Annotated in this window: 9 protein-coding genes; 8 read left to right on the forward strand and 1 reads right to left on the reverse strand. The window is 50.3% G+C overall.

What is annotated here, in order from left to right; genetic code table 11:
- Window positions 1–24: 24 nt before the first annotated feature.
- The 4 genes from PBOR_RS17675 to PBOR_RS17690 all read left to right on the forward strand — a co-directional run bounded on the left by PBOR_RS17675 (window position 25) and on the right by PBOR_RS17690 (window position 3,811).
- Window positions 25–906: an ABC transporter permease gene (locus tag PBOR_RS17675; protein ID WP_245648271.1), complete on the forward strand. Its 882-nt coding sequence runs from the start codon at window positions 25–27 to the stop codon at window positions 904–906.
- A 13-nt stretch (window positions 907–919) separates the two neighbouring features.
- Window positions 920–1,855: a carbohydrate ABC transporter permease gene (locus PBOR_RS17680; protein WP_042213858.1), complete on the forward strand. Its 936-nt coding sequence runs from the start codon at window positions 920–922 to the stop codon at window positions 1,853–1,855.
- A 56-nt stretch (window positions 1,856–1,911) separates the two neighbouring features.
- Entirely contained in the window at window positions 1,912–3,447 is a 1,536-nt protein-coding gene (locus PBOR_RS17685; RefSeq protein ID WP_042213860.1) for an ABC transporter substrate-binding protein, read from the forward strand.
- 154 nt (window positions 3,448–3,601) lie between these two features.
- Window positions 3,602–3,811, forward strand: a complete 210-nt coding sequence (locus tag PBOR_RS17690; RefSeq protein ID WP_052429525.1) for an NUDIX hydrolase — start codon at window positions 3,602–3,604, stop codon at window positions 3,809–3,811.
- A gap of 169 nt (window positions 3,812–3,980) precedes the next feature.
- Here PBOR_RS17690 and PBOR_RS17695 read toward each other — a convergent pair whose 3' ends face one another.
- Window positions 3,981–4,529, reverse strand: coding sequence for a TetR/AcrR family transcriptional regulator (locus tag PBOR_RS17695; RefSeq protein WP_042213862.1), 549 nt, complete (start codon window positions 4,527–4,529; stop codon window positions 3,981–3,983).
- 202 nt (window positions 4,530–4,731) lie between these two features.
- Here PBOR_RS17695 and PBOR_RS17700 point away from each other — a divergent pair, with 202 nt between their 5' ends.
- From PBOR_RS17700 to PBOR_RS17715, 4 genes are all read left to right on the forward strand, one after another.
- Window positions 4,732–5,712 carry an aldo/keto reductase gene (locus tag PBOR_RS17700; RefSeq protein ID WP_042213864.1) on the forward strand — a complete coding sequence of 327 codons (981 nt, stop codon included), beginning with the start codon at window positions 4,732–4,734 and terminating at the stop codon, window positions 5,710–5,712.
- 43 nt (window positions 5,713–5,755) lie between these two features.
- Window positions 5,756–6,790, forward strand: a complete 1,035-nt coding sequence (locus PBOR_RS17705; protein ID WP_042213866.1) for an alcohol dehydrogenase catalytic domain-containing protein — start codon at window positions 5,756–5,758, stop codon at window positions 6,788–6,790.
- A gap of 579 nt (window positions 6,791–7,369) precedes the next feature.
- Entirely contained in the window at window positions 7,370–7,972 is a 603-nt protein-coding gene (locus PBOR_RS35530) for a lysozyme inhibitor LprI family protein (protein WP_052429526.1), read from the forward strand.
- A gap of 444 nt (window positions 7,973–8,416) precedes the next feature.
- Complete coding sequence (locus PBOR_RS17715) at window positions 8,417–14,815, forward strand: rhamnogalacturonan lyase family protein (protein WP_042213868.1); 6,399 nt, start codon at window positions 8,417–8,419, stop codon at window positions 14,813–14,815.
- Window positions 14,816–14,830 lie beyond the last annotated feature (15 nt).

The raw sequence follows: 14,830 nt of genomic DNA on the forward strand, positions 1-14,830 counted from the left end.
GTGAGAAATCTTCGGACGTTCTGGATGTTCTATGCGATGATGCTGCCGGCGGTCATTCTGCTTGTAATCAATAACTATATCCCTATGTTAGGGATCATTATTGCCTTCAAGACGATCAACTATCAGGACGGGATTCTGGGAAGCCCGTGGTCAGGGATGAAAAATTTCGAATACCTGTTCGCTTCCAAAGATTCCTATATCATCATCCGTAACACATTGCTGTATAACTCTCTGTTCATCGTACTGAATCTCGGGCTTCCGCTGGCCTTCGCCCTGATGCTTAACGAGATGAAGAACCGTTTTCTCTCAAAGCTTCATCAGACAATTATGTTTCTGCCGTACTTCCTGTCAATGATCGTAATCTCCTACCTGGTCTATGGGTTCCTTAGCGATGAGCGGGGATACTTCAACGGGACACTACTCCCAGCTATGGGTCTTGAGCCTGTACGCTGGTACTTCACGAAAGAAGTGTGGCCGGTTATCCTGCCGATCATTAATACGTGGAAGAACATGGGTTACTACACTGTCGTATATATGGCGGCAATCATCGGTATCGATGAAGAGTACTACGAGGCGGCGACGATAGACGGAGCGAATAAGTGGCAGCAGATGAAGAAAATTACGATCCCGTTAATTACGCCGGTAATTACGATTATGACTTTACTGCAGATCGGCAAGATCTTTAATGCTGACTTTGGCCTATTCTTCCAGGTGCCGCGTGAATCAGGGGCGTTATTCCCCGTGACGAATGTTATCGACACCTATGTCTACCGTACGTTCCTGACGGTTGGAGATATCGGACTCTCCTCGGCGGCAGGACTCTTCCAATCGGTAGTCGGTTTCGTGCTGGTATTTGTATCCAACTGGATCGTCCGCCGCATTAATCCCGAGAACGCGCTGTTCTAAGAGAGGAGCCGACATGGCTAAACCAACAAGTGAATTGATATCCGGCTCCAATTCGAAGAATCAGATCTCGGGACGGGCATCAGTTCTCATTAATACCTTCTTCGTGATCTATTCGGCGCTTTGCATTCTGCCGCTGCTTCTGATTATCTCGGTATCGCTTTCTGATGAGCAATCAGTTATGACACATGGCTATCGCTTCTTACCGGCAAACTTTAATCTGGCAGCTTATAAATTTCTGATTAAGGATATCGATCAGATTGTTCATTCCTACGGGATTTCGATCGCCGTAACGGTGACTGGTACGATCCTAAGCGTCATAGTAATTGCGCTTTATGCGTATCCGATTTCGCGGAGTAACTTCCCGCAGGCCAAGTTTTTCACTTTCTTCGTCTTTCTGACCATGCTGATATCCGGCGGCCTCGTCCCCTGGTATCTGGTATATGTGCAGATGCTGGACTTGAGAGATACGCTGTGGTCACTGATCATGCCGCTGATTATGTCGGCGTTCTGGGTATTGATCATGCGTACCTTCTTTAAGGAGACCGTACCAGAAGCCGTCCTGGAATCAGCCAAAATCGACGGAGCCGGAGAGCTGCGGATATTCATCCGGATCGTACTGCCGCTGTCACTCCCGGTTCTGGCAACTGTCGCGCTGTTCCAGACGCTGACCTACTGGAACGACTGGTTCCTGAGTCTGGTGTTTATTACGGACAATCATAATATTTCGGTGCAGTATTTCATGTACAAAATGATGGTCAACATTCAGTACCTCTCCAGCAACCCTAATGCAATGGCCGAGATTACCCGGGCTGGCGGAATGGTCAACTTCCCGAGTGAGACGGTGCGGATGGCGATGGTGGTTGTAGGCGTCGGACCGATCATTTTTGCCTATCCGTTCTTCCAGAAGTACTTCATCAAAGGCTTGACTGTCGGTTCTGTCAAAGGCTAAGGCTGCGGCGGCCGGCTACCATATTTTAATCTAATTCATGGGGGGATTACCTGTAAATGAAACATATGAAAAGCAAAGCTGCACTTCTTCTAACAATATTAATTGTCTCGTCAATCGCTGTCACGGCTTGCGGAAATTCCAATGACTCAAGCACCGCAGCACCTGGTTCTTCCTCAAACACAGCCACAGGCGGCACGTCCACGGATGCTTCGAAGCTCGAGCCTTATAAGCTGAAGCTCGTCTACGAAGGGGCACCGCAGGCAGATGAAGCCATCGTTGAGGAAGCGCTGAATAAGCTCCTGACCGAGAAAATCAATGCAACGATCGATCTCGCTCCGATCGACTGGGGAGCCTGGGACGATAAGATTAACCTCATGATTGCTTCCCGCGAGCCGGTAGATGTTCTATTCACCGCCTCATGGAACGGATATGCGAAGAATGTTGCCAAGGGCGCTTATCTGGATCTGGGTTCTTTACTCGATCAATACGGCCAGGGAATTAAGGAGAGTCTGGACCCCGCTTTCCTGAACGGCTCCAAAATCGGCGGCAAAAACTATGGTGTCCCGACCAATAAAGAGCTGGCATCGTCAGGCGGTATCGTGTACCGGAAGGACATCGCCGATGAGCTTGGCATCGACATGAGCAAAGTCCAAAAGATCGAAGATCTCGAAGCCGTCTATAAAATCGTCAAGGAGAAGAAGCCGAACATGTATCCGCTGTACACGACAGGCGGAACGTTTGCCGCGCATTCCTTTGTGGAGCTGGACTTTTTGGGGGATACAACCATACCTGGTGCAATCGATAAGAATGGGGCGGATGCGGTAGTCAAACCGGCGGAAGAATTCCCTCAGTACTTAAATGCATTGAAGGTAACCCGTGATTACTTCGAGAAGGGCTATGTCAATAAAGACGCGGCCACTTCCCAGACCTCATCGCTCGACGCTTACAAGACCGGCAATGTATTCTCCACCGTAGAGCCGCTCAAGCCAGGAAAGGCTGAAGAAATTGCCTCAGCAACCGCTCTTGAGGGTAAGCTTGCCCAGATCACACTGACGGGCAAAACGGTCGCGACCTCGGAGACCACCGGTGCCATGCTGGCCATTTCATCGACGTCTAAGAACCCGGAACGTGCCATGATGCTCATTAATCTGCTTCATACGGATACTGAGATTATCAATCTGCTGAACTTTGGTATTGAAGGTACACACTTTACGCTTGCCGGCAATGTCATGACACAGACGGATAAATCCGGCCAGTACGCGCCTGGTGTTGCCTGGGAACTGGGGAACCAATTCCTGAACTATGTCTGGAACACAGAAGCACCGGACAAGTGGGAGCAGTTCAAAAAGTTCAACGAAGGCGCCAAATCATCACCGGCCCTCGGGTTCACCTTCGACAGCGAACCGGTCAAATCGGAGGTCGGTGCACTGGCTAACGTCTTAAGAGAATATCAGAAGGCGCTTGAGACAGGCTCGGTTGACCTGGACGAAATGCTGCCGAAGTATATCGCCGCCCAGAAATCGGCCGGACTCGACAAAGTCATCGCCGAGAAGCAGAGACAGCTGGATGAATTCCTGGCCAGCAAGAAGTAATCCGTTCGAAAAGAATAGAGCGTAAATAGAACGTCCCGGATGATGCTTATTCAGATCAGCGGGACTTTTTTGATTATAGAGCTTCTACCTGCATTAACTGCTGAACGCAATACTTGGCAAGGCCTTGTGCTGCGCTGCCTATGGAGTTATCATTTTGGAGATAATAGTCAAAAACAACTGGGAACGGCCCGGCGGAAAAGGGGAGGACAATGAGTCTGCGGAGGAAACCGCCCGAAGAGAGGTCTTCGAAGAAGTGGGTCTGGAAGTTCGCATCCATGAATTAATAGGGGTGTATTATGAAGCGGCGCATGATATGCATCATTTTGTGTTCATAGCGGATAACGCAGATGCCCTGAACCATTAACGGGTACAATTGTTCCATACGATCGGACCGAGACAGTGTTTTGAATAATACATAGCACTACAAAGCATCAGAAAAAGGATCAGAATGCAACGGCAATCTGCTCCTTTTCTATATTCATCTCTTTGGAACCTCGGGCAATCACGCAAAACGTATGCCGGGAACAAACGGACTACTCACAAATTCTATCCAGTAAGGCTCCCAGCTGCTCAGCTAATACAAGATAAGTTACCGGTCTATCGTTCTTGAACCACCATTCGACAACGCCTACATACGAAGCGGCTACAAAATTCACGACCAGATCCCGGTTTAATCCTTCATTCTTCCCTTGGGTGTTGTCCACTTCATCATGGAACTCATCCACAAGGAACTCCATGAACCGGCTGCGGAAGAATGGAGCCCCTTTACTGGCCAGCATCGTGGAGAAAAAGGCGTAATGAGACTCGAAGTATTCCGTCCACAGTACAGACCCTGTTGCAAAATCCAGATCTGCGGCGGCTGCGCATCTTTCCCGGAGCTCTTCGATATGAGTCTCTATCAGTTTATCCAGCAGGTCGTATTTATCCATATAGTGCAGGTATATCGTTCCGCGGCTGACGTTAGCCCGATCCGAAAGATCCTGAATCGTAATATCATCGAAACTCTTTTCCTTCATCAGGTCAATGATTGCAGCCTTTAAGGCTTCCTGAGTTTTAAGGATTCTCCTGTCGATCTTGGTCATATCACTCACCGGTCTTTCTAATATTTATACTTAGTTATAATTATAAACAATTGTATATTATTTTATCAAACGAATTCTTACGATAATGAACAAATTCCTGCATTCTTTTCAGTATTGTACTAAAACAGTGAAATCAGCAATTGGAAAGTTACTGAATGCTGTTATAATAATGAACGAGAGTACATTAACGGAGGTGTTCACTATGGAATATGTGAAGTTCGGAAATACGGGGATGGATGTCTCACGGATTTGTCTGGGTTGTATGAGCTTCGGTGAGGTGCTGCCGGGAGGCCATCAATGGGTACTGGATGAAGCGCACAGCCGGCCGATTATCAAAAGAGCCCTGGAACTCGGAATTAACTTTTTCGATACCGCGAACGTTTATGCCAATGGAACCAGCGAAGAGATTACCGGACGGGCATTGAAGGAATATGCAAACCGTGATGAACTGGTTCTCGCTACGAAGGTCTGGGGTCGTATGCATGAAGGTCCGAATGGTGCAGGGTTGTCCCGGAAATCCATCATGAGTGAAATTGATAAAAGCCTGAAGCGGCTGGGCACGGATTATGTAGATCTCTACATCATCCACCGCTGGGATTACAACACGCCGATTGAAGAAACGATGGAAGCCATGCATGATGTGGTAAAGGCCGGGAAAGCCAGATATATTGGCGCCTCGGCAATGTTCGCCTGGCAATTTCAAAAGGCGCAGCATACCGCAGAGAAAAACGGCTGGACAAGGTTCGTATCGATGCAGAATCACCTGAATCTTATATACCGTGAAGAGGAAAGGGAGATGATGCCGCTATGCAAGGACCAGAAAATTGCGGTCACCCCTTACAGCCCCCTGGCCTCAGGCAGACTGATTCGTGATTGGTCAGAGAGCACTCACCGGTCCGAGACCGACCATGTCCAGAAATGGAAATACGACTCTACCGCTGATGCCGACCGTCTGATCGTCCAGCGCGTGGCGTCTCTTGCCGAAGAGCGCGGTGTACCGCGCATTCATATCGCTTTGGCCTGGCTGTTGCAGAAAGAATCTGTAGCTGCCCCTATTATAGGTGCAACGAAGCTGTCGCAGCTCGAAGATGCTGCCGGTGTTCTGCAGGTGAAATTAACATCAGAAGAGATTAATTTCCTTGAAGAGCTGTATGTTCCACACAACGTAGTTGGAGCACAGTAAGTACAATATACAGATAACTTAAGTGAAAAGGTGGAACTTAGAAATGAAAGCAAATATTATGTACGCTGCCGGTGATGTACGCGTAGAAGAGCTACCCCTCCCGGAATTGCAACAACCGACGGATGCAATTATCAAGGTAGTGGCTGCCTGTATTTGCGGTAGCGATCTGCATCCTTATCACAGCATGCATGCCCATGAGCATGGCGAAGGTGATGCCATGGGACATGAAGTGATTGGACGGATTCAGAAAATGGGTTCAAAGGTTTCCGGATTCAAACAAGGTGATTTGGTGATTGTGCCATTTGCCGTCGGAGATAACACCTGTCCCTTCTGTCAGGAAGGATTGATGACCTCCTGTGTGCATGGAAGCTTCATGACCGGCTGCCAGGCAGAGTATGTCCGGGTACCGCAAGCACAGGGAAGCATGTTCAAGCTGCCGGATGACATTGGTGATGACTCTCCTTTGTTGCCGTCTCTGCTTACATTGTCTGACGTTTATGGTACCGGCTATCATGCGGCGGTGATGGGGCGCGTGAATGAGAACACAACCGTAACCGTAATCGGCGATGGTGCTGTGGGTCTGCTGGCTGTTCTGTCGGCGAAGAAGCTGGGAGCTAAGCAGATCATCCTGATGGGCCGCCATAAAGTGCGGACGGATCTCGGGATTGCGTTCGGCGCTACAGATGTTGTCCCTGAACGCGGCGAAGAAGGCATAGCACGAGTACACGCGCTGACGAACGGGGAAGGAACACATGTTGTTCTGGAATGTGTCGGGCTGATGCCTGCTTACGAGATGAGTATAGGAGCAGTCCGGGCCGGAGGCGTCATTAGCCGTGTAGGTGTTCCGCAGTATGAGGAGGCTCCTGTCGGTTTCGCCAGTCTGTTCGGACGTAATATTACCCTTACCGGTGGGCCGGCACCGACGCGCGCATACATGGAAGAATTATTACCTGACATTCTTGACGGTACCCTTGAACCTGGACGTGTTTTTGATGTCACCGTTGATCTGGATGGCGTTCCGGAAGGTTACCGCGCAATGGACAACAGGGAAGCCTTGAAAGTACTGATCAGACCTTAATCTAAGCAATAGCAATTTCAATGTGATATGGATGTGAAACTAAAGCGGCCTTGTCCTGAACCTTCAGGATCAGGGCCGTTATTTGTGGAATAGAGCTGTTTGTCAGTGGTTTATCACCGGCAATAGTTACAGTTATATAGTAGAGAGAATACATACGAAAGAAGGTAGCAACTGAGCAATCCAGAAATATCTTCAGGTGGAGACGGAATCAGTTGCATGAAGCCTCAGCAGTAACAGGGCAGCTGTCTGCGTCATCCCAAAAGGTTGCTGCAACCATGAATGAGTTAACCAGCGGCGCTGAATCTATTTCAACCTTAGTCATTTCAGCTAATTCGGAAGTGACCGGCCAGTAGGATATCCTATCTGAAGTGGTGCATTCTTCTCAGGATCTGAAGCAGGTCGTAAGGAAGGAAGAAGAGCCCGAATGGCATAATGCCGTTCAGGCTCTTCTTTGTTACGATCCAAGAACGGTAATGATTAGTAAGCGGCAGTTACAGGTAATAACTCTAGAGGCCATTGATCCCAGCTGGGTCTGTAAGGTAAGCTATCTACTATACCAAACCGACAGGATGAGGACTTATGAAAAAAGCGATTATGACGACACTATTGATCTCCAGTCTGCTGATAGGCGGCTGCGGCAATAATGAGGCCGGCAACGGGAATGCGGCTGCCCCAGGGCCGACCGGTGCAGAAACTTCTGCAGCACCGGAGACAACACCAGCGGCGACAGCGGTTGCCACAGTGCAGCCCACTGCCGAAACAACGGCGCCGGCAGCTCCCTCGCCGGAGACAACGGCTGAAGCTACCCCGGAACCGGAAGCGTCCATGCGTCAGGCCTATTTTGACAAACTGGATAAGATTGAAGAGGGTTTGTCAGACCTGAAGGCTATATCGGATAAAGGCACAACGCTTGCAATGTCAGCAGCGGCCGTTCAGGAGAACGAACGGTGGGACAAAGCGCTGAATGAGATCTACCAGGTGCTCAAACAGCAGCTCCCCGAAGCAGAAATGGCTAAGCTGAAAGAGGAGCAGCGGAACTGGATTACACTCCGCGATGAGACGGCGGCCAAGGAGGCAGCCAAATACGAAGGCGGGACAGCGGAGGGACTGGAGTATGCCATCACGCTGGCCGGTGTTACCCGTGACCGCTGTTATAAGCTGGTTGAGTTGTATATGGAATGATGAAGGAGCTGTCAGACGGCGCTGATCTTGCCGATGAAAGAGCAGACAGTAAGAGGATAGGTATAACATTGCAGAAATCTCGACAGGCGGTTGGCTATCGGGATTTCTTTGTGTTGTGCTCTAAATTATGAAGCTGATCGGCTATGGTCTAGCGATTCCTGTAAGGATGCTTTATATCGTGAAATATATAAATCCTTATATTTTAAAATAGTCGATTCTGGGTTGAAAGTGCGTTTTTTTGAGCAGAATTGATTCCCATTATTTGATACACTTGTGCATATTTAGTGAACACAATGAAAGGGGTTGATGTTCTCAGGCTGAAAGGGAATAGCATATTGAAGTTAAGAGGCTTACAGCAAGTCTGCTGAATGACAACTATGATATGAACGTACAAGTTTCCCCCGATTTCTAAATGATTTTAGAATAATAGGAGGAGTTAAGTACATGCGCAGAAAAATGGCTTTCTTCAAAAAATCAATGTTCGCATTCTTATTATCATTAATGCTGGTTATCCCGCTTGCCATTCCGCCATCCCCGGTACATGCTGAATCAACCGGCAGTCTTCCGGCCCGTCAGGCAGAGTATCTGAACCGCGGATTAGTTGCGGTCCTCGTTGATAATGGTGTTTATTTGAGCTGGCGGTACTTGAACACGGATTCAAATGATATCGCTTTCAACGTATACAAGAATGGCTATAAGGTTAATTCGGCCCCAATCAGCGACTCCACCAATTATGTGGATGCGACAGGTGCAGACAGTTCCCAGTATCAGATATCTACCGTAATAGCCGGTAAGGAAGAAATGCAGGCGGAGACAGTATCGGTGCTGCATAACGGGTATTTGCCCATCCCGCTCGATAAGCCGGCTGACGGCCGGACCAAAGACGGAGGCACATACTCCTATTATGCAGGAGATGCTTCTGTAGGAGATTTGGATGGCGACGGCGATTATGAAATCGTTTTCTTATGGAGTCCGAGTAATTCCAAGGACAATTCGCAAGCCGGTTATACCGGCAACGTCTATATCGATGCCATTGAAATGGACGGTACGAAGTTATGGCGAATCGACTTGGGTGTCAACATCCGCGCCGGAGCCCATTATACACAACTGATGGTGTACGATCTGGACGGCAACGGCAAAGCTGAAGTTGTTGTCAAAACAGCAGACGGCACGAAGGACGGCCAAGGCACAGTCATCGGCGACGGCACGAAGGATTACCGCAATGAGAGCGGATACATCCTCTCTGGAGCAGAATATCTGACGCTATTTGACGGTCAGACCGGAGCAGCAGTATCCACCGTGAATTACGACCCTCCAAGAGGGGATGTGAGCGCCTGGGGGGATGGATACGGCAACCGTGTAGACCGATTCCTGGCGGGGATTGCCTATCTGGATGGCGTGAAGCCAAGCGTAGTGATGGCCCGCGGCTACTACACACGAACGACGCTCACAGCTTACGACTATGTTGGCGGTCAACTGGTGAAGCGCTGGAACTTCGATACCAATGAAGCCGGATCACAATATGAAGGACAAGGAAATCACAATCTAAGCGTGCTTGATGTTGACAGTGACGGTAAAGACGAAATCATGTATGGGTCCCTTGCGATTGACGATGATGGAACCCTGATCTATAGCACCGGACTCGGCCATGGAGATGCCATGCATGCCGGCAAGCTTGATCCTAACCGGGAAGGTTACCAGATCGTCAGCGTGCATGAACACACGAATGCCGAATACGGGCTGGAGATGCGCGATGCCGGAACGGGAGAGATTATCTGGGGCCAGTATACCGGCAAGGATACCGGACGCGGTATGTCAGCGGATATTGATCCGAACTATCCGGGATATGAATCCTGGGCATCTACGATTGTCGATGGTCAGATGGACCCTTTATCCCGCGGATACTCGGCTGACGGAGAAGTCATTTATGAACAGAATGAAGTGCCGCGAAGCGCCAACTTTGCGGTCTGGTGGGACGGCGATCTTCAGCGGGAGCTGTTCGACCACGAATGGAATAACACTACAGCGAAAGGCATTCCGCTCGTTTATAAGTGGGATTATGAGAATAAGCAGCTGAAGGAGATTTTCCGGGCAACCGGCACTTTGACTAATAACCACACCAAAGGCAATCCTGCCCTTCAGGCGGATATCCTGGGCGACTGGCGCGAGGAGCTGCTGCTGCGCAGCGAAGACAGCTCGGAGTACAGACTCTATACAACAACTATTCCTACAAGCTACAAGATTCCCGCGCTGATGCAGGATCCGGTATACCGTTTGGGTATAGCCTGGCAGAATGTCGCCTACAACCAGCCGCCGCACACCGGATTCTATCTCGGGACGGAAGCAACGGAATTCCCTAAGGCGAACGTAACTCTTACAGGAGCACAAGAAACAACTGAGCAGGTCCATCACTTTGCTTTCGGTACGGACCCGGCAGCCGGAACAACAGCTATTCAGGATACACTATATACACAAGCAACCGGGTACGGTTTTGAGAGTACAAGCGGAATTACAATGGACGCAAATCATGTTTCGCTTCCGGACAATGCGAAATTTGCAGTTGACCTGCCCAATGCCAATTACAAGGTAACGCTCAAGCTTGGTGCTGATGCCCGGGACAGCAATATGGGTGTCAAATCTGAATTTGTCCAAAAGCTGGCTGTAACGGGCATTAGCGCAGGTGCGCCGCTGGTTTATTCCTACGACGTGGCGCTGGTCGACGGTCAGCTGGAGTTCAACTTCTCCGGCACGGCCATTGATGTGCAGGAAATTATCATCGGGAAGTACCCGGAGAAGACGCCGGGAACTGCGAAGACAATCTATATGGCCGGTGATTCCACCATGCAGTCTTATAGCAGTGCGCAGGCTCCGCAGGAAGGTTGGGGCCAGCAATTCGGACGATATTTCGCGAATGGCGTGGTGGTCCAGAACGATTCGATCGGCGGCAGAAGCAGCAAATCGTTCATGGTTGACGGCCGTCTGGATACGATATTGCAGCGGATCAAACCGGGGGATTACTTCTTCATCTCCTTCGGCCATAACGATGCCAGTATAGGAATTCCGGACCGTTATGCATCTCCTGCAGATTATAAAACCTATCTGACCCGTTATGTGAACGGAGCCAAGCAGCGCGGTGCAACACCTGTACTGCTTACGCCGGTAGGGCGCAGAGACTTTAACACGGTTACTCAGGAATTTAACGTAAGCTTCCCCGAATACGTAAAGGCAGCCAAGGAAGTGGCGGCAGAGCTGAACGTGCCGCTGATCGATTTAAGCCAGTTAAGCATTGCGGATTACAATCGTGTCGGTCTGGCGGCAACGGAGAAAATCTTCCTGTACGCTAATCCCGGTGAATATCCGAAGTACCCGAACGGCGTCGGCGATAATACGCATTTCAGCAGCTACGGTGCGCAGGTTATTGCCGGTCTGGTAGCAGGAGCGGTGAAAGAGATGGGATTAACCATATCACCGTTAGTGATCGATCCGGATATTTCAGAACCGGAGCCAGAGCCGGAAGCTCAGGTGTATGAAGAGAATTTCGAGGGAGATCCGGCTGCCGCACAATATTCGATGGTGAACGCCACGGGTATAGCCGGGACAATGACGGGCACAGTCACCGAGCAAAGCGGAAACAAGGTGATGTCAGTTACCGGTTCCGGCTCCGGGAATCGCGCGAAAGTGTTCCGGTTGTTCGATGCGGTGAACGGCGACATCGTCAATGTCAATTTCAACTGGCATTCCGGTAATGTAGGCGCAACCCCGTCAGAAGGACATCTGACCCTGCAGGATTCGAATGAGAATACCATTTTCACGCTATTAACAAAGACGGGAACCGCTAGTCCCAACACGAAAATCCATTATTTTGTAGGCCCGTATACACCTGACTATGGAACCGGCACCACAGCTGTTCCGGAAGGCGGAATAGCTACGGACATCCTGAAGAACCAGTGGGTCAATGCCAATGTGAAGATTAACTTCGCTGAGAAGAAGATTGATTTGACGCTGACGAGTCTGGCTGACCCAAGTATCACCCAGACGATCAAGGATATTCCGATGAGCTCCGGCGTTTATGCCAATAACGTAAGGGGATTCCGGTTCCTGGGAACGAGAAAGGGAGGAGGCGGCACCCTGAGCTGGACCACCCAGATCGACAATGTGAAGCTCGAAGGCACGAAGCTTCCACCGGTTGCAGGCGATCAGACAGCATTAATTGCGCTGCATCATGAAGTGAAAGCCTTGGATCTGTCAGCCTATTCGGATGCATCCATAGCCGTACTGAATAAAGCTTTGACGTCTGTGGAGGCGGTTATGGCTACAGCTGCTGCTACACAAGCCCAAGTCGACCATGCAGTTAATGTGCTGACGGTCGCGAGGGATTCGCTGACCCGCGAACCGGCAGGTGACATCAGCGAGTACAAATTTGATTTCGGCTCCGGCACCGCTGCTCAAGGATACACCAAAGTAGATTCCAAGAGAGCATATATCGAAGGGAATGGCTATGGCTTTACGGACACCACGCTGGTAGAGGATGAGAACCGTGAAACCGGAAATGCGCTGACAGAGGATTTCATCCGCATGAACGGCAGCAGCCTCCTGGTGGAGATGAAGCCAGCCAATTACCGTGTAACTATGACCATTGGTGATGCACTGGAAGCGACCAATGCTGCTGTAGTTGTAGAACAAATGACCAAAGTTCCGGTTACAACCGTCGCCAAAGGCCAGTTCACCGAAGTGTCTTATGACATTGCCCTGATTGACGGTGTCTTTGACTTTACGTTCTCCGGCAATACACCGAAGATCAATGCGCTTAAGATCGAGCGCCTGCCGGAGATTGGCGTAGCTGACCAGCCAACCCTGTATCTGGCAAGCGATTCTACGGTAGCCAATTACGCAGAAAGCTATCGCCCGCAGGCCGGATGGGGCGAGACACTGGGCGGTTATTTCGATCTGGATCAGATTCGAATTGATAACCGTGCAGTCAGCGGTTTAAGCAGCAAAACCTTCCTGGTTGGCGGATATCTTAATGACATCCTGCTGGGCATTCATGAAGGGGATTATCTGTTCATGCAGTGGTCGCATAATGATTCCACACCGTCCCGGCCGGAACGTTATCTTACACCGGAGCAGTTCAAGGTGTATCTGAAAGATTACATTAACGGCACTGTGCAGAGAGGCGCAATTCCGGTGCTGGTCACGCCGGTGAACCGGCGCGATTTCACCGGAGAAGTATTGAACAAGAGCTTCCCGGAATATGTGCAGGCGATGAAAGAAACGGCACAGGAAACTGGAGCCCTGCTGATCGATCTGAATCAAGTCAGCTGGGAATATTTCCAGGAGCTTGGGCCGGAAGGCACCAAATCCATATTTATGTGGGTAGGTACAACTGAGGACAATACACATCTCCAGATGAACGGTGCGGTTAAGGTATCCGGAATGGTTGCTAAGCTTGTACAGAAGCTGAATATTCCGCTCTCTGCCTTAGTTACAATTGAAGGTGAGCCTTCGGATGAGACCGCGCCGCATACAAGCGCGGCAGTGGAAGGATCATCACAGAACGGGTGGTATACTTCAGCGGTTGAAGTAACGTTTACCGCAACGGATGAAGATTCCGGCGTTGATGCAACCTACTACCAAGTCGACAGCGGTGAGATTCAGACCGGTACGAAGCTGACGTTAAGTGATGAGGGCAAGCACACTGTGACTTACTGGAGTGTTGACCTGGACGGCAATAAGGAGACAGAACAGACGCTTAAGGTGCCGGTTGACCTCGCACCTCCGGCCATCGAAATTCAGGGGCAGCCGGAATACACGATTGACCAGCAGATAGAGATTACCTACACAGCATTTGATACGGTGTCCGGCGTAGCGGAGCCAAGCGGAGTGCTGCTGAATGCTCCAGCTTATACGCTGGAGCCCGGACTGCATGAAGTAACCGCTACGGTCTCCGACTTAGCAGGCAGGGAAACTAGCGTAGACTTCAGCTTCGGTGTCACCGCTACCTTTGCAAGTCTGGCTGAACTGACACGTGCCTTCGCAGCAGAATCAGAAGATCCCGGCGCAGGGGCACTTGCCGAACAGCTGGGCGGCAAGCTGCAACAGGCAGAACAAGCAGCGGGTGCGCATGAAGGTGCGAAGGCACGCCAGCTGCTCGCAGCCTATGGCAATGATGTCAATGCCGGCAGGAATACGGTATTTACAGCGGAACAGGCAGATGTGCTGAGTACGTGGGCAGCATGGATCAGCCAAGGCACACCACTTGCGAACAGTGCCCCCGGCACTCCTGTATTGTCCGACAATAACGGACATGATACAGGGCTGAGAGACGGAGATTACACCATCACAATGAATCTCTGGTGGGGCAATAACGGCACCAAATTTAAGCTGTATGAGAACGGTGAGTTGATCAAAGAAGTGTCTCTGGCAGACCAGTCACCGTCCGCCCAGTCCGTACAGATCGACATTGCCGGCAAGCGGAATGGTACCTATATCTATACCGGTGAACTGACTAATTCACTCGGTACAACGAAAAGCACACCGCTGAGTGTGACTGTTACAGATGCCTCTCCTGGCCAAGCGGTATTATCTAACGACAACTGGGACGGAGACGGCAGCTATAATGTAAGTATGAATCTGTGGTGGGGAACGAATGCTACCGGATATGAGCTCTATGAGAATGGAGTGCTGGTAGATTCCCAAGCCTTGCAGGCACATACACCAGGTGCACAATCGGCAGTCACTGCAATCTCCGGGAAAACGCCTGGAACCTATGAATATGAGGTTGTGTTACGCAACCCGGCGGGAGAAACCAGAACGCCGAAGATGATTGTCACAGTGCGGAAGTAGACCGTACAGGCGATA

The sequence above is a fragment of the Paenibacillus borealis genome, from assembly GCF_000758665.1.
GTDB classification, from domain to species: domain Bacteria; phylum Bacillota; class Bacilli; order Paenibacillales; family Paenibacillaceae; genus Paenibacillus_AQ; species Paenibacillus_AQ borealis.

Excerpts from the sequence above, each read along its gene's own strand:
- PBOR_RS17685 (WP_042213860.1), top strand. The coding sequence starts at position 1,912 with ATGAAACATATGAAAAGCAAAGCTGCACTTCTTCTAACAATATTAATT.
- PBOR_RS17675 (WP_245648271.1), top strand. The coding sequence starts at position 25 with ATGTTCTATGCGATGATGCTGCCGGCGGTCATTCTGCTTGTAATCAAT.
- PBOR_RS17695 (WP_042213862.1), bottom strand. The coding sequence starts at position 4,529 with ATGACCAAGATCGACAGGAGAATCCTTAAAACTCAGGAAGCCTTAAAG.
- PBOR_RS17680 (WP_042213858.1), top strand. The coding sequence starts at position 920 with ATGGCTAAACCAACAAGTGAATTGATATCCGGCTCCAATTCGAAGAAT.
- PBOR_RS17700 (WP_042213864.1), top strand. The coding sequence starts at position 4,732 with ATGGAATATGTGAAGTTCGGAAATACGGGGATGGATGTCTCACGGATT.
- PBOR_RS17705 (WP_042213866.1), top strand. The coding sequence starts at position 5,756 with ATGAAAGCAAATATTATGTACGCTGCCGGTGATGTACGCGTAGAAGAG.
- PBOR_RS35530 (WP_052429526.1), top strand. The coding sequence starts at position 7,370 with ATGAAAAAAGCGATTATGACGACACTATTGATCTCCAGTCTGCTGATA.
- PBOR_RS17715 (WP_042213868.1), top strand. The coding sequence starts at position 8,417 with ATGCGCAGAAAAATGGCTTTCTTCAAAAAATCAATGTTCGCATTCTTA.